The sequence below is a fragment of the Streptomyces colwelliae genome (assembly GCF_048158785.1).
GTDB lineage: Bacteria > Actinomycetota > Actinomycetes > Streptomycetales > Streptomycetaceae > Streptomyces.
Map to the genome: position 1 here is coordinate 15,951 of NZ_JBLTJC010000103.1, position 15,101 is coordinate 31,051.

16 protein-coding genes are annotated in these 15,101 nt (G+C 66.8%); 6 read left to right on the forward strand and 10 right to left on the reverse strand.

Going from position 1 to position 15,101, the window contains the following annotated elements; genetic code table 11:
* Nucleotides 1-3: 3 nt before the first annotated feature.
* The 5 genes from ACNFOC_RS22265 to ACNFOC_RS22285 form a co-directional block, all read right to left on the reverse strand.
* Nucleotides 4-624, reverse strand: coding sequence for a class I SAM-dependent methyltransferase (locus ACNFOC_RS22265; protein ID WP_416960852.1), 621 nt, complete (start codon nt 622-624; stop codon nt 4-6).
* Between the two features lie 93 nt (nt 625-717).
* Nucleotides 718-1,227: a hypothetical protein gene (locus ACNFOC_RS22270; protein ID WP_416960853.1), complete on the reverse strand. Its 510-nt coding sequence runs from the start codon at nt 1,225-1,227 to the stop codon at nt 718-720.
* A gap of 88 nt (nt 1,228-1,315) precedes the next feature.
* Nucleotides 1,316-2,329 (reverse strand): SDR family oxidoreductase, encoded by a 1,014-nt coding sequence (locus ACNFOC_RS22275; RefSeq protein ID WP_416960854.1) that lies wholly within the window; start codon nt 2,327-2,329, stop codon nt 1,316-1,318.
* A gap of 41 nt (nt 2,330-2,370) precedes the next feature.
* Complete coding sequence (locus ACNFOC_RS22280) at nt 2,371-3,195, reverse strand: alpha/beta hydrolase (protein ID WP_416960855.1); 825 nt, start codon at nt 3,193-3,195, stop codon at nt 2,371-2,373.
* A gap of 274 nt (nt 3,196-3,469) precedes the next feature.
* Nucleotides 3,470-5,056, reverse strand: coding sequence for an ISL3 family transposase (locus ACNFOC_RS22285; RefSeq protein WP_416960856.1), 1,587 nt, complete (start codon nt 5,054-5,056; stop codon nt 3,470-3,472).
* A gap of 211 nt (nt 5,057-5,267) precedes the next feature.
* Between ACNFOC_RS22285 and ACNFOC_RS22290 the strand changes: the two genes are divergently transcribed.
* The 3 genes from ACNFOC_RS22290 to ACNFOC_RS22300 all read left to right on the forward strand — a co-directional run bounded on the left by ACNFOC_RS22290 (nt 5,268) and on the right by ACNFOC_RS22300 (nt 7,586).
* A protein-coding gene (locus ACNFOC_RS22290) for an IS5 family transposase (protein ID WP_416960857.1) occupies nt 5,268-6,111 on the forward strand; the annotation gives its coding sequence in 2 pieces (ribosomal slippage) (nt 5,268-5,998 and nt 5,997-6,111; 846 coding nt in all).
* A 639-nt stretch (nt 6,112-6,750) separates the two neighbouring features.
* Nucleotides 6,751-7,167, forward strand: a complete 417-nt coding sequence (locus tag ACNFOC_RS22295; protein WP_416960858.1) for a hypothetical protein — start codon at nt 6,751-6,753, stop codon at nt 7,165-7,167.
* Between the two features lie 167 nt (nt 7,168-7,334).
* Nucleotides 7,335-7,586 carry a hypothetical protein gene (locus ACNFOC_RS22300; protein ID WP_416960859.1) on the forward strand — a complete coding sequence of 84 codons (252 nt, stop codon included), beginning with the start codon at nt 7,335-7,337 and terminating at the stop codon, nt 7,584-7,586.
* Nucleotides 7,587-7,594: 8 nt separating this feature from the next.
* On the opposite strand, the gene ACNFOC_RS22305 is transcribed toward ACNFOC_RS22300, so the two are convergent.
* Nucleotides 7,595-8,494 carry an SLATT domain-containing protein gene (locus ACNFOC_RS22305; protein WP_416960860.1) on the reverse strand — a complete coding sequence of 300 codons (900 nt, stop codon included), beginning with the start codon at nt 8,492-8,494 and terminating at the stop codon, nt 7,595-7,597.
* A 201-nt stretch (nt 8,495-8,695) separates the two neighbouring features.
* Entirely contained in the window at nt 8,696-8,872 is a 177-nt protein-coding gene (locus tag ACNFOC_RS22310; protein ID WP_416960861.1) for a hypothetical protein, read from the reverse strand.
* A gap of 889 nt (nt 8,873-9,761) precedes the next feature.
* Between ACNFOC_RS22310 and ACNFOC_RS22315 the strand changes: the two genes are divergently transcribed.
* Nucleotides 9,762-9,971, forward strand: coding sequence for a hypothetical protein (locus tag ACNFOC_RS22315; protein WP_416960862.1), 210 nt, complete (start codon nt 9,762-9,764; stop codon nt 9,969-9,971).
* A 137-nt stretch (nt 9,972-10,108) separates the two neighbouring features.
* The gene (locus ACNFOC_RS22320; protein WP_416960863.1) at nt 10,109-11,626 is read left to right on the forward strand and encodes an ISL3 family transposase; all 1,518 of its coding nucleotides are present in this window, start codon (nt 10,109-10,111) and stop codon (nt 11,624-11,626) included.
* Here the strand turns inward: ACNFOC_RS22320 and ACNFOC_RS22325 are convergent.
* From ACNFOC_RS22325 to ACNFOC_RS22335, 3 genes are all read right to left on the reverse strand, one after another.
* Nucleotides 11,617-11,778 (reverse strand): hypothetical protein, encoded by a 162-nt coding sequence (locus ACNFOC_RS22325; protein WP_416960864.1) that lies wholly within the window; start codon nt 11,776-11,778, stop codon nt 11,617-11,619. The two genes, ACNFOC_RS22320 and ACNFOC_RS22325, sit on opposite strands and share 10 nt — an antisense overlap.
* 180 nt (nt 11,779-11,958) lie before the next feature.
* Nucleotides 11,959-12,627 (reverse strand): DUF6461 domain-containing protein, encoded by a 669-nt coding sequence (locus tag ACNFOC_RS22330; RefSeq protein WP_416960865.1) that lies wholly within the window; start codon nt 12,625-12,627, stop codon nt 11,959-11,961.
* A gap of 74 nt (nt 12,628-12,701) precedes the next feature.
* The gene (locus ACNFOC_RS22335; RefSeq protein WP_416960866.1) at nt 12,702-13,739 is read right to left on the reverse strand and encodes a NucA/NucB deoxyribonuclease domain-containing protein; all 1,038 of its coding nucleotides are present in this window, start codon (nt 13,737-13,739) and stop codon (nt 12,702-12,704) included.
* Nucleotides 13,740-14,669: 930 nt separating this feature from the next.
* On the opposite strand from ACNFOC_RS22335, the gene ACNFOC_RS22340 reads away from it, so the two are divergent.
* Nucleotides 14,670-15,101, forward strand: a 432-nt coding sequence (locus tag ACNFOC_RS22340) for a transposase family protein (RefSeq protein ID WP_416960867.1), incomplete at its 3' end; no start/stop codon positions are given.

Consider the following 15,101-nt stretch of genomic DNA (forward strand, 5'->3'; position numbering starts at 1 on the left):
AAATCATCTGAGGGAGACCTCCACCGTCGGCTCGGCGTCGGTGGATGCCCAGATGTTCGGGCGACGGCAGTAATAGACCAGGGCGGGCGGCATGTTGGCCCACACCGTCCGGCTGATGACGACCTCGTCGAACCGTGATTGCAGGGAACGCAGCAGCCGCCGGGCCGGTGGGGCCCAGCGGGTGTGCGTGTACGCGAAGGTGGTGAACACCCCGTGCGGCGGCAGGGCCGCGACCACAGCGGACAGCACGTCGCGCTGGCGGCTCTCGGTGAACGCCGCCCATGGAAGGCCACTGACCACCACGTCGATCTGGCTGAACCCCAGCCGCGCCAGCACCGTGCCGAGGTCGGCCGCGTCCGCGTTCACGACATCGGCACCTGGACAGACGGCGGCCAGTTGCTGGGCGAACTGCGGGTTGACTTCGACAGCGATGTGCCGTCCGCGTCCCGCGAGGCGCTCCTGAATGGTCTGGGTGAACGCACCGGTGCCCGGGCCGAGCTCGACGACGATCGGGGAACCCGTTCGTGGCACCGCTGCCGTGGCGATCCTGGCCAGCGCCGGGCCGCTCGGCGCGATCGCGCCGACCGTCATGGGATTACGGGCGAACTCAAGAAAGAAAGACACGGCCCAGTCCTGTTCGATTTCATGGGCTAATCCGATCAGAGCCACAGGGCCGGAGAATCACCCGTCTTGACGGTTGTTCCGGCGTCTGAGACGTCAGTGTGGGGCAGCCTGACGGGAGGCGTACTTGCGCTCGATGTCGCGAGCGAATCCCAAAGTCTCGCCACGTACGTGGCGACGGATGAAGAAGGGCGTCGCGATCGTCGCCGACAGGACTTTCAACAGAGGCGACAGGTTGAGCTCGACCGTACAGCGCAGGAGGGAAGCGCCGTTCGGATCCGGCTCGGCGGCCATCATCCACCGCACCTCGGCGCGGGCCGGGATGAGGTGGAACAGGTAAGCCCTACTGCGCTCCGACAGCAGCTCGAAGCCGCGCGCGTCGGCGGCGATCTCCCGATAGTGCTGAACGATCAGCGTCCCGCCGATCGACTCAACGTTGATCGTTCCGCGGGCTCCGTTCGACCGGGTTACCCCTGCGGCACGGTGCTGCGGTGACGCAGCCTGGTAATCCTCATCGCTGAGCGAGAAAATCCATTCCTCGAGGTCGACCTCGGCCATCGGTATCTGCAGTTCGGTGGCGTGACTGGTTTTCACGACGACCTCCATTTCTGGAGGGTCTAGCAGAAGCCCTCCTTCTGACTGAAAGCTACGGCGGGGCACTGAATGAGTTCTGGACGGACAGTGAACCCGAGTCTCAAGGCGTAGTGTGCGATGCGCTGCGGAGCAGGCCCAGGGCGGCCAGGCTGTTCGCGGTGTCCAGGATCGTGTCCTCGATCGGCCGGGGCTGCCAGCTCAGAACCTCGCGTGCCTTGGCGCTCGACGCCTCTCGCACCACGCCGAGGTCCGGGACGACCGTCGCGAATCGAGGGCTCACCCGCGCGCAGAGGCGCACCGCCCAGTCTGGCACCGTTCGGGTCGGCACCCGGGTCGCCTGCGAGCCGAGACGCGCGCGCAGCAGGCTCGCGATCTGCGGCAGCGACACAGTCCCCGCGGTGGCCAGGAAACGCTCGCCCGCCGCGGCAGGCTCGTTCATGGCGCGCACGTGCAGGTCCGCGACGTCGCGGACGTCGACCATGCCCCAGTTCAGGCGGGGAAGGACCGGCAGTTCGCCGTTCAACAGCTGCTTGATCACCTCGACGTAGACCGACAGGTCCGGGCCGAGCACCGGGCCGAGGATGCCGACCGGGTTGATCACGGCCAGCTCCATCCCGCCGCCCGACCTGTCGACGAAGTCCCATGCCGCCTGCTCGGCGATCAGCTTCGACCGCGAATAGGCGATCAACGAGGGGCCGTCCGGATCGCTCCAGTCCGCCTCGGTGAAGACACGGGCGTAGTCGCGGTGGCCGTACCCGACAGCGGCGAACGACGACGTCAGCACGGCACGGCGGACACCAGCGTCACGGGCGGCACGAAGCACCCGCAAAGTGCCCTCCCGGGCGGGCACGATCAGCTGGTCGGGATGTTTCGGCGCTCTCCCCGGGAACGGCGAGGCCACATGCAGCACGGCGTCGCATCCAGCGGCGGCCGTCGCCCAGCCGGCGTCGGAGGTCAGGTCGGCCACCGCGAACGACAGGTCCGCGCCGGGCTCCATCATTGCCCGCACAGCCTCCTCTCTCCCAGGCGAGCGCACGGTTGTGCGGACCTGGTGCCCCTGGCTCAGCAGCTGCCGTACACAGTGAGCGCCAACGAATCCGGAACCGCCGGTCACGAGAACAGGCATGGTCGACCTCCTCAGGTCAGAAGCCGACGTCATGGACGGCTGGGCGTGTCCGATTTCGCGAGCTGACGGTTCAGCCAGCCTTCGACCTGGCGTGCGATGTCCTGCCAGCCATGATCGAACACCAGGGAGTGGCCCCGGCCCGCCATCTGAATGCAGTCGGCGACCGCAGGCGAGCGCCGGTACAGGCGATGTGCGCCGCGTGTCACGGCATCCGGGACGGTGTGGTCTTGTTCCCCTGAGGCGAACAGCAAGGGGGCACGGCGTCCCGTACGGGTGTCGACGGATGCCGCCGAACGCCGTCGAAGGTTCGCGGTGGCGACTTCGAAGATGGGACGGCCGGGTCCGGGTATCGCATAGCGTTCATGCAGCGCGCCGGACTCCTCCGCCGACACGGCGTTGCCGAACCCGTATCGGAACTGCTCGGCGGTCAACGAGACCGTCCGGCGGGCGTTACCGAGTCGGCTCAGGACGGGAAATGCCGCACGCAGCTGGGCCGGCGGGAGCGCCCTGACCCCCCTGATCGGCGCGGGGTCGATGGCGACGGCCGCACGAAGAGAATGCGAGATGTTCAGCTTCTGCGCGATGAGCCCGCCGACCGAGTGACCGATGACGACAGGCTCCCGCTCCATAGCGGAGATGATCCGGCCGTAGTGCGCGGCGATGTCGTCCAGGCCGACACCGGCAAGGCGATCAGGTGTGCTGCGGTTCTCGTCGACGGTGTTGCTGTCGCCAGGCCAGCCCGGAGCCATCGGGTCATAGCCTGCGGACTGGAACGCCTCGATCCACGGTGCCCATGAGGAGGAGTGGATCCACAGACCATGAATGAAGATCACGGGAATCTCGGAAGAAATCATATCCGGATCCAACATCGGAGCACTTGATTATTTGTGAATTATCGGCGGGCCGTCGAGGAAGGCTGAACTTCTCGGAATCCATGCGCTCCCTGCTGGAATCGGCCTTTTTAGCAGTGGACGGCCATCGGTGCTGACCGCGATTCGGCTAGCGTCCGCGGGCTGCTGCGCTGGCACGGGGTGCGCCGAGGCGCCAAGAACCGTCCCAAGGCCGGTTGGGCCGGGCTTGTCGACGATCAAGTTTTTGGTTCTGACCGCGATTCCGTGAATCCCCAGGTCATGATCGAAGCAGGATGCGGGTGCGGAGGAGGCGGAACGAGGCTCGGCCGTACATGGTCCGCTTGATCGTTTTAATTCGGTTGACGTGGCCCTCGACGATGCCCGAGCTCCACGGGAGGGTGAGGCCGGCGGTGACGGCATCGAGGTCGAGGCACAGGCCCTGCGCGAAAGCGAGGACGGGGGCGGGTGCGTCTCGTTCGACCTCGCGAACCCACGCCAACAGTTGATGGCCACGACGGTGTTGGAGCAGGTCATGGAAGGTGCGGGCAAGGTCGCAGGCTCGGGCGATGTCGGGGCAGGCCAGGCGAACGCTCAGGAGTTCGTCTTCCTCGTGGCGCTCCAGGGTGCCGCGGGGCAGCATGATCCATTTGGTGATCTTGCGTGGGCTGGGGAGGGAGCCGCGGGCGGGTTCGACGGTGCCGGTTCGAAGGCCGGCGACGTAGCGGCGCACGGGCAAGTCGCTGCCCCGGTAGCCGCGTTCCCGGACCTCGCGGTAGAGGTCGGTCGGGCTGGTCACGCCGCTCGTGAACCGCTCGGTCAGGTACTCGGTGAAGGGCTCCAGCACGCCCTTGGGACGCCGCATCCGCGCGGAGGCCGGCAGCTCGTCGAGGTCGGTGTCGCGGAAGTGGCGGACGGTCTTGCGGTCCAGGTGCAGGCGGCGGGAGATCTCGGAGACGGAGCATCCTTGCCCGAGCAGACGGTGGATGTCTGAGTAACGGTCGACGGTGCGGACAGCGATCTTCGTGGGTGGCAGAGTCGGCGGAGGCAGGGGATTGATGATCCGCCGGGGCTCTGCATTACGGTCGGCTTCGGCCTGCTTGCGCAGGCAGGAGCGGTGCTGGTGGCACGTCTTCTCGACCGCGGAGGAGAGGTTGTTGAGCAAATGCCAGCGGTCGGCGACCTCCTGGGCGCCTGACGCGGCTTCGCGCACAGCGCTGGAGTAAGCGCTGGCCCGGTCCCTGCAGATGATCTCCGCGCCGGAGTGTTCGCGCAGCCAGGCGGCGAAGGTCGCCGCGTCACGGTCGGGCAGGACGTCCACCACCCGGCCCGCCTCAATGTCGACCAGGACAGTGCCGTAACGCCAGCCCTTCCGGAAGGCGAACTCGTCGACTCCCAGCACCCGAGGCGCCTGTTCGGGCACCGCCGGGGCCGTGAGTAGCCCCAGCAGATGGGTACGGCCGGTAGGAAACTGGAGGACCCGGCACAGTCGTTCACCGGGACGGCCGCCCAGGAACGTCGCGATGCTCTGCATCCATCGCCGAAGGCCAATGCTGTGACGACGGTACCGCTCGCTCAGATCCGGGACCTGCTCGACGAATGTCCTCCGACGGCATGAGGCCCGGTCGCAGAAGAACCGGCGCACGCTGAGCCAGATCGCCAACGTCCGCCCCACCACAGGGCGTTCAGCCACCCGCCGCACATACCGAGAGTGCACGCGACGTCCAGGCCAGCCACAGTCCGGACAGACTGGTGGCCGCCCGCACGACGACGCCTCGACAGAGACTCTCTCCGCAGTGACGTGCACCGCGGTGACACGCACATCGATCCCGGGAAACAGCACATCCTCGATCGCCACGGCCCCCATACCTGGGCAATCCCCACGAGAAACGTTCCCGCAGTCAGACGACGACCTGGGGATTCACGGAATCGCGGTCAGAACCAAAGTTTTTCCCCAGGTCGGGCGGTTTGAGCGTCATGTAATTCCCCATCCTGAATTCTCCTAGAGGGCGTCTGAAAAGCCTGTCAGCGGGCAAGTTGCCTGGTAGCGGGGCGATAGCGCACTTTCGGGGGCTGGGGTGTGCGGGCTGCGTACCCGTTACTCGACGGATCTGTCCGATCCGGAGTGGGAGATCCTCCGTCCGCTGGTTCCAGCAGTCAGGCCCGGTGGGCGGCCGGCAAAACACGCGCGGCGGGAGATCCTCAACGCACTGGTGTACTGGCTGCGGGCCGGCTGCGCTTGGAGACTGCTGCCACATGACCTGCCGCCGTGGCAGACGGTCTACCACTACTGGCGACAGTGGCAGCAAGAGGGCGTGTGGGAGCGGATGTTGACGGCGCTGCGCGAACGCGAGCGGGTGCAGCTCGGCTGCGATCCGACTCCCAGTGCGGCCATCGTGGACAGCCAGAGCGTGCGGGCCAGTGAGCGCGGTGGCCTGCACGGCTACGACGGCGGCAAGAAGGTCAGCGGCATCAAGCGCCACTTGCTCGTCGACACCCGCGGCACCGTCCTGGTGGCTTGCGTGAGCCCGGCGAGCGTTGGCGACCGAGATGGCGCCGTGGTGCTGTTCTCCCGGGCTTCCGATGCCTTTCCGCGTCTGCGGCATGTGTGGGCGGATCAGGGTTACCGCGGCGCCGACTTCCACGCCTGGGCCCGGAAGACAATCGGTATCACCGTGGAGGTCGTGCAGCGCCGCGACGGAGGATTCCGCTCGACCTGGGCACGAGTGGGGGAACCGCCTCCAGCAGTGCCCCTCTTCGCGGTGGTCCCACGGCGTTGGGTGGCAGAGCGGAGGTTTGCCTGGCTGTCGGTGCCGCCGCCTGTCGAAGGACTACGAGTACCTGCGCGTCTGTTCGGAGAACGCCATCTACCTCACCATGGCCTTGCTCCTCGTACGCCGCCTCGCAAGACCAGCGCGCTGACAGGCTTTTCAGACGCCCTCTACCCATGGCCAATTACTGTAGGCAGCATCCGGAGAACCAAGTCAGGGCGAAGAGCCGCAGCCAGAGCGATGGTCACTCTCATACTCGTCGCCTCGGCCGTACTGGCAGGGAACGCCGCGTCGGCGGATCCGGCACCACCCGGGGCATCGCGGGCGAACCCCGAGGTGACGTTGACGGCCGGCGGTGTCCAGCGTTCGGCGGCGGACATCGTCACGTGCACGCTGTACGCCAGCAAGCCCAACTACAGCGGCGGGCAAGATCATGGGAACGGGGGGAATCAGCTCGTGCACTCCGCACGCACCGGATTCCTGCAACAGCGAGGACGACGTCGAGATCTACCTCACGGGGCCGGGCATCTGGTCGACGGCAGCCGCGAGTTCTAGGCAGTACAGCTGCCCGCCGCCGTCACGTTCGACGACCTCGTCGCTGAGCTGTGATTCGACGTCGACCACCTACTCGTACCGCACTCTGACGGTGGGGTCGATCTTCTACGGCACCACGACCAGCGGCACTGCGACCAGTACGGTACTCAACGTGAAGTGCCTTTAGAGGCAGGCTGTCCGGTGCGGGCAGACGGCCGACGCCTGTCCGCACCATCTCGCTGGACGAGGGCCTCAGGTGACGGCTGAACCGGTTGCTGCCGCGGAACGTCTCGCGGGCGAGCTGATGCGCAGGCGCCTGGCGGACCGCGACTTCGACACTCACTTCCGTAACCGGTGCCGGAAGTGGGGTGTCGACCCTGCCACGTTCCTTGCACAACTGGAGAGCGTGGTAGTCGTTGCCGTGCTGGCCACGGGCGATGCCGCACGGGTCGAGACCCCTGATGACTGGTGTGCGGTCGCGGCAGCCGCTCTGCGGCAGCACAACGACGTAGAGCTGTTCGCTGCCCTGCCCGCTGCTCTGCCGGAACCGGTCCGGCTGCGTATTGATCAACTACGGCTCATGTCCACCGGCTTGACGTCGCAATCCGCCCACCGGTGGGTGCGGCTCTCCGACACCGCCTCCGAGTTCCTCGAACCCGCCGCCTTGCTGTGACGGAGAAGACGCCACCGCACCTCCCCCTTCGAGGTGGACGCCACGCCCGAGTGGCTGACGGGCCTGATCGAGCAGTACACCTCGAGCACCTGGTAGCCCCGCCAACCCCCGGTCACAGGACGGGGGTTGAGCGTTGCGCCGCCCAACTCGCCGTGAGAGACGGGGCCATGGCCATGCAACTGACGTCGTCCATCGCGACCGGTGTGATCGGCCTGCTGGGCATCCTGATCGGCGTCCGCGTTCGGGCGGTGGTGGCCAAGGCCCGGCCCGAGGACTTACCGCATATTCTTCCCGGCCTGGGTCAGGCCCTGGCGTCGCTCGCCCTGTTCCTGCCCTGGGGACACGGGACGAGGGCTCCGACCGTGGTTCCGGCCGTTCGGCCGGAACGCAGAGGAGGCCGTCGGCAGCCGCGGGGATGAGGATCGGGTCAGGCCGACGGTGATGCCCCCGTCGGCGTGGCCTGGTCGGCGGGCTGGTCCAGCTGCTGCTGCCGGCGCCGCTGTTCGTTGCGGTGGTCTTCGACGCGCTGGGTGAACAACTTCAGCGCTTGTTGTTCCTGGTCGGGGCCGAAGTTCTTGTAGGGGCCGATGCCGAGGTTGACGGCGTTGGCCTCTTCCTCGATGGCGTCGGCGGTCTGCAGCAGGAAGTAGCTGCGCTCACGGTACTTGTAGTAGCCGGTGAAGGCGGCTGACAGCGTGACGGTGAAGCCGATGGCGACGATCGTGACGCTCTGCCAGGTCAGCTTGCCACCGGTGTCGAGGGCGGCAACGGTCGTCGTGGACGCGGAGCCGATCATGATGAGGTTCTGCAGCACGTTGTGGACGAGCCGGTACTTGCGGCTGTCTGCCCGGTGCTGCTCGATGACCCCGGCAACATCCTCGCGGTAGAGGCTGCGCCGTTCCTTCAGCGTCGGGTAGTAGAGGGAGCCGAGGAACCGCAGTTCCTCGCGCTTGGTGTCAACTTCGTTCATCAGGGCGGCCAGGCGTGGGCCCCGGCGCGGAACAGTCACGATGAGGACTGCCACAGCGATCAGTATGAGCGTGCCGCAGATGATGGCGATGCGGAGAAGCGTCGCGGGGGAGTCCCAGGCCAGGACTGCCCAGCCCAGACCTGTCAGCAGGGAGATACCGGCGACGATCAGCGCCAGCAATCCGATCTGGACGGCCGTCGTGCGGCGGGCCAAGTCCCGTTCCGCTTGCTTCACTTCGTGCCGGAGCTCGCGCAGCTTGGACCTTTCCGCGGCTGCCGCTCTCCGTTGTTCGGCGCTGAGGTACTCCTCAGCATCGTTCATGCGACTGGACGCGTCGTTGTCAAGACTGCGGTCCACGGAGCCCCCTCATCTGCCGTCTGGAATCTCACCGACCTTGCCACCTCGGCCGCGGCCGTGTCAGGGCGTTGATCAGCCAGTCACCAGCGGGATTGCGTCCCCGGGGCCCAGGCGGCCGTGGGGACCGCAGGTTGGTGCCTGTCAGCGCGACGATCGGCCAGCTGCGGAGCGGGGCTGGCCGGGCGGCGAGTGGCGCCCCGCTCAGCCGGCCGTCGCCTGAGAGACGGCGGTGCTGCCGCACTGCGCGTCGTCCCACTCATCGAGGACCGCGCGCAGCATGGCGGCGATTTCGGGATGGACGTTCTTGCGCGCGGCAGCACCGCGCAGATACTGCTCGGCTCCCTGGAGCAACCCCGAGCGCGGGGAGCTCACCACCATGGCCCGGTGGGTGCCGGGCGGCGAGACGTGGCTCCAGGTGGTAACTCGCGTGAAAGTGTCCGGGTCGTCTTGCGTGAAAGTGTCCGCTAAAAACGCTCTGTGACCTGCTTCTTTGGCGTGGCGAATCTCTTTGTGGGCCGGACATTTTCGCGCAAGATCCCAGGACACTTTCGTGCAAGTCCTGATAGGCGGAGGAGCTGCTGAACAGGAGTTTTATGCTCGAGAACAACGCAGTTCGGCGACGGTGGCAAGTGGTCCGAACGGGCCCCCACGCGCAGGGACTGGACGGAACGTCGCGCTGTTCCTGCTCGATGTGCGTGGACTGACCCCTACACGTACTGACTGGACTTGTTGCGGGCGGCGGCGGTCGGTGGGGACTGACCCCCACGCGTAGGGATGGGACCTTGTCGACCGTCTCCAGCACGCGGCCGATCCGGGCTCACCCCCATGTGTAGGGACGGGACACCACCAGTCCCGCGCTCTCGGCATCCTTGAACGACTGCCCCCCCGTGTAGGGACTGGACGTGGGGAAGCTGGCCACGCTGATCGTTCCGGTGGACTGACCCCTACGCGCAGGGACAGGGCTTGCAGTTCGACTCGCCCATGGTGGAGACGAACGAATGACCCCCACGCGCGTAGGGACTGGACGAACTCAAGACGCCGGGCGACTTGGGTGTAGAGGGCGAGCCTCTCCGCGTAGGTATTGGACACGATGGTGAGGGCTTGTGTGGCTGTGACGTTGTTCAGCGGCCCCGGCATGTTGGCTTCGATCGGCCCCTGTTGGTGGGTCGCACGGGTGCATTGAGGGGTGGTGACGGGGCGAAGTGGCCCCACCTCGGCGCTTGCGGTGAGACGGTTCCTGTGGTTTCCGGCAGGGGCGGTGCTGCGGATGTCTTTGTCCAAGCAGGAGCTGTTCGACCGGATCCGGCGGGACAGCTGGCAGCGGCAGCTGTCGATCCGGGCTCTGTCGAAGAAGTACGGCGTTCACCGCCGCCTCGTACGGGAGCGCTTTCCTCGCCCGTCCCACCCCGCGCCGCCGGGCGGTGCGGACGTCACTGTCGGCGTACACGTGAACGTGGCCCTGGCAAGATTTTCGTGAAGCGGGGCTGTGCCACCGTGCGCCGATGACGCTCCGTCACGGGTAGTGGGACCTTCGGCGAGTGTGATGACCTCGTACGAATTGCGTCGCCGCACCTCGATGCGGTGCGGGTGGAACGGGTGTGGTCGTCGGGTGGCGTGGTCCGGATCGCTGCCCGTACCAGCGAGTTGATGGTGGCGTGTCCGGACTGCCGGTGCGCGTCGGCGCGGGTGCACAGCCGGTATTCCCGCACGCTGGCCGATGTCGCTGCCGGGGGCCGCCCGGTGCTGATCGGTCTGGCGGTGCGGCGGTTGTTTTGTGACAGTGCGGACTGCGGTCGGCGGACGTTTGCCGAGCAGGTGGAGGGGCTGACGGTGCGCTATCAGCGGCGCAGTCCGCTGCTGCAGCATCTGGTCGAGATGGCCGGGGTGCTGCTCGCCGGCCGTGGCGGGGCCCGGCTTTTGCGCATCTTGAAGACGCCGTTGTCGCGGACGAGTGTGCTGTTCCAGTTGATGCGCATGCGGCTGCCGTCGGTCGCGACAGCGCGGGTGCTGGGCGTGGATGACTTCGCGTTGTACGCGGACGTCTACGGCACGCTGCTCGTGAATGCCGACACGCGGCTGCCGGTCGAGTTGTGGGCCGGGCGCGATGCCGGGCAGCTGGCCTCCTGGCTGCGTGCGCATCCAGGCGTCGAGGTGGTGTGCCGGGACGGTTCGCTGGTCTACCGGCAGGGCATTGCCGAGGGAGCCCCGGACGCGGTGCAGGTCAGCGACCGTTTTCATCTGTGGCAGGGGCTGTCGAGGCGGGTCTCGGGCATCGCCGCGGCCCACCGCGGCTGCCTGGCCGCGGCAGTACGTGAACCCGAACCGGCCCCACCGCCGTCGGGTGAACCGTGCGAGGCGGCCGATACTCCCGCCCTCCGTCATGCGAAGCGACTGTTCGAGACCGTCCAGGGGTACTTCGGCACGGCCCGCAGCCTCAGTGCGATAGTCCGCGACCTCGGCTTGAACCGCCGAACCGTGGCCAAGTACGCACACGCTGCCTGCTGGCAGGAGTGCGTACGGCGCACTCCGTCCCGCCGGTCCACGAACCTGGACCCGTTGGAGTATCTGAGGCAGCGGTGGGAGGAAGGCGAGCACACCGCGACCGTGCTGTACCAGGAGATTGCCGCCAAGGGCTACGGCGGTCACTACCAGCGGGTCAAGATGGCCATCGCGCCGCTACGCCGCGGTCTGCCGATCGACACACCGCGCGAGCGGCCGCCATCGCCCCGCCAGGTCGCCCGGTGGATCACCACCACACCGCCGAAGCGAGGCCTGCACCCCACCGAGGCACTCCGTCGACTACTTGAACACTGCCCGGAACTCGACCAAACCCACACTCTGGTACGGCAGTTCGCGGCCATGCTCGACGCCCGCGACGCCGCCCCGCTGCCGGACTGGCTCGACCAACTCACAGCCACTGGCCTGTCTGCCCTGGCGAGCCTGGCCAACGCCATCCGCGAAGACCAGCCGGCGGTCATCCAAGGGATCACCACCCCGTTCAACTCCGGCGTCAACGAAGGCCGGATCACGGACCTGAAGCTCCAGAAACGGATCATGGCCGGCCGCGCCGGCGTTCCGCTCCTGCGCCACCGAGTCGTCCTCATGGCCCACCTCCGACGCCGCTACCCGTGACGGAGCGTCACCGGCGCACGGTGGCACAGCCCCGCTTCACGAAAATCTTGCCAGGGCCAGACAAGCCCGTACGCCGACATCTGCCGCAGTTCCTCTTCGGTGACCGCGACGATCGGGGTCTTGGACAGCTTGTATCCCTTGCCGGTCTTCAAGACCGGGACTTCGCGGTTCTCAACCTCGCCGACCTTCCGCACGCGCCCCGGCCCGTGTCTGCCCGATGTTCTCGCCCCGTCCGGTCTCCGGCCGGGGCGAACGTGTTCATGCGGCTGGCTCGTCGGCTCTGTTCTGAACTGCTGCGGGGCATGGCCTGCCCGTCGCTGGAAACTGGCCCTCTACCGTGTGGGTGGGGGGAGGGTGCCGAGCGACGGACCCAGGGGCCTTGGTGCAGTCGCATGGACGAAGGGTAGGGGTGCCGCGGGTGAGGGGAGTGGGGGAAGGGGCCAGGGCAGGATGGTGGTGAGCAGCGGGCCGTGCACGATGTCGGCGGTGAGGTGTCCGCCGATGCGGTCGCCGACGGCTTCAAGTGTGTCGAGGACGGCCGGCCGGTTGTGGTGGTCGGCGCGGTGGCGTTCGGCCGCGTCCCAGAACGGGTGGACGTCGGCGGCCTGAAGGGAGGATTTCTGTCCTGCTTCGAAGCGCTCGCGTGGTTGTCCGTCCACCCAGTGTTCCAGGGTGTGCAGCGCGTTGGCTCCGTGGTTGAAAGCGACTGTCTGGGTGCCCTGGGAGAGCGCTGCCAGGACTGCGGGCATGATGCCCTGGACGCCAAGAGTCTCGCAGCAGAAGGTCCATTCCCGGAGAGATCCGACTCTGAGGATGGAGCTGTCCGGGCCCGGCTGGAGGAGTTCGTAAGCCTGGGGGAAGGCGATGCTGCTGGCCTGGGAGGGGTCGGCGCCGTAGCGTCGGATAGCTGTCTCGGGGGTCACGCCGTGGGTGAAGGTGAGGCACATGCCCCCGTAGCCGCCACGCAGTATCCAGTCCCAGCTCGGGGACGGCTCGGTCATTCGTACTCCTGTAGTTCACTTCGGACCCGGCTGCTCCCAGGGCCCTGCCCTGGGAGCAGCCGGGTATATGGGAGTCAGACTGTGATGACGACTAGGTACTTCTCAAGATCGATGATGCGCTCGTTCTGGTTGTTGTTGCCCACCTTGCCGCCGGCTGCCGAGTTCTGGGTCAGTGGCACGTGGCCGCGAGCGCACGGTTCGTTGAAGGTGACCGCAGGAGCGTTGAGATCCTGGTAGATATGCCAGATACCGTCGCTCTCCAGCTGAGGAATGACGTCCGCGCACAAGGCGCCGTTCGTGCCTCCCTGGTAGGTCGAGGCGAAGGGGTATTCGTCGCAGCTGTCGCCGGGGACGGTGTCCGGAAGCGTCACGAAGGGCCTCGACGCTCCGCCTTGGCATGTGGCCGTGCGATTCCCTGTCTGGGTGGTCAGGTCGGCGAGCCGCTGGACCGGGTTAGCCTGGGATCCCCAGTGGTCGATCAGGTAGTTCTCGGCGAAGCCGTAGGTGGCGGCGGCGGCGCCGTAAACGGCCTGAGACAGTTCGAGTTTAGGCCGGACGTCGGAGATGACACAGCCGGTGCTGGTGTTGTCGGCGAACATGGTGTCGCAGCGCACTGTATGGGGGTTGCTCCAGGTGGCATCAATGTTGATGGGGGTGGTTCCGGGCTGATTCACCTTCAGGTCGTATTTGGTCGTGATGTTGCTGACCAGACCTGCACCCGGTGCGGAGAGGAAGGTGACATTGCCGGTTGCCGACTGGCCGAGCTTCAGCAGCCGACTGCCGGCCCACGGATTGGGCACAGTCGCGGTGCACGCGGCGGTGCAACTTGACGTGAGTGTCATTCCCAGCCCTGTTTCCAGGACCGTACCTGTGGCCTCGGAGAGGGTGGCTGTCTGAGATTCCTGCCACTGGCCACTGTATGCCGACAGGGTGGCGGTGGCGCTGACCAACACGACACCCGTGCCGAGGACTGCGCCTTGCGGGCTCCAGCTGGTGAGAGTGGCCTTATAGCTGTTCAGACAGTAGCTGTGTCGATCGTAGGAATATGAAGCGGGCGTGGTGCTGCACGTCACCGCAGCTGGTTGCGCGCTTGCCAGCTGACTGCTGCGCACCGGGTTGCTGCTGTCGGACGCCCCCGTCGTCTGGATACATGAGATGGCGGCTCCGTCCTTCCGCGCGGCTGAACCTGCGGGCAGCTGTGTGCAGTGGCGGGCTGATGATTTCAGGGGGCTCGTCAGGCGTGAGGCTGACTGCGGGGCGAGGTCTTGCGGGTCGAAGGTGCCAAGCAGTCTTCCGTGGGCGGGAGCGGCGTCTGCGTGGGCCCCTGGTGCGGTCGCGAGAGTTACGGCGGCTGCGGCAGCGAGGGATAAGAAGGCGGAGAGTACGCGACTTGTACGGACCTGCATGAAGATCCCTTCGGGTGGCTTGGTTGGTGTCGCTGTCAACTTCCCGGAATGCGGCGTGATCGTATAAGCGGTCTCGATCAACTTGCCAGGCGCAGCGGCCTCGTTGGCTCGATGTCACTCGGGTGATCAGCTGTTCAAGGAGAGTTGGCCGAGATGAATGCATGGCGCAGCGGCCACTGGTGGCGAGGAATTGGGGAACACCGCGGTTCGGGAAGAACGCGTCAGGGAGTTGCTGGTCGGCATTGCCGCGGGCCTGCTTGCCAGGCTGGAAGACCTGCCGTAACACCACCCCAGATCTGACCCGTCTGCTGAACTACGGCTGGACGGTGTGGTGTTGGCTACGGACGAACCGTCCGGACAAGGGGTGGTCAAGGTGGCTGTGACGTTGTTCAGCGGCCCCGGCATGTTGGCTTCGATCGGCCCCTGTTGGTGGGTCGCACGGGTGCATTGAGGGGTGGTGACGGGGCGAAGTGGGCTCTGTCAGCAATCACGGGGAGCCGTCACGGTCGGTGAGGGTTGTGTTCGATTCCAGCGTCTGTGCCGGGGTACGCCGTACCCGTACCACCACATGTCTGACGCTCCATCAAGTCTGTACTGATCAGGCTGGATGGATGTGCTGCTGTTGACGTCTTGGACATGGGCGCACATGAACTGTCCTGGCAGGACGCGCTGTTTGCGGGTATAGCGGTGCTTGTCGAGGCGACCGTATGCGGCGTGGATGCGACGATCATCAAGGCTCGTGGCCGGGGTGGTGATGGGAGCTGTCCGAGCTGCGGGTGCTCGTCGACTCGTGTCCACGATCGCTATCATCGGCAGTTGCAGGATGTGCCGCTGGCCGCCCGGCGGGTGCAGATCGTGTTGGAGGTCCGCCGGTTCGTCTGCACGAAAACGGAGTGTGCTCGACGGACGTTCGCCGAACAGATACCGGGCCTCACCAGCGCGCACGCCCGCTGCACCGACCGGCTCGGGGCACTGCTGAACGTCATCGGGCTGGCCCTGGCCGGCCGCGCCGGAGCGTGCATGGCTGCGGCGCTGGGCATCACCGCGGGGCGGGTGGGGCTGTTGGAC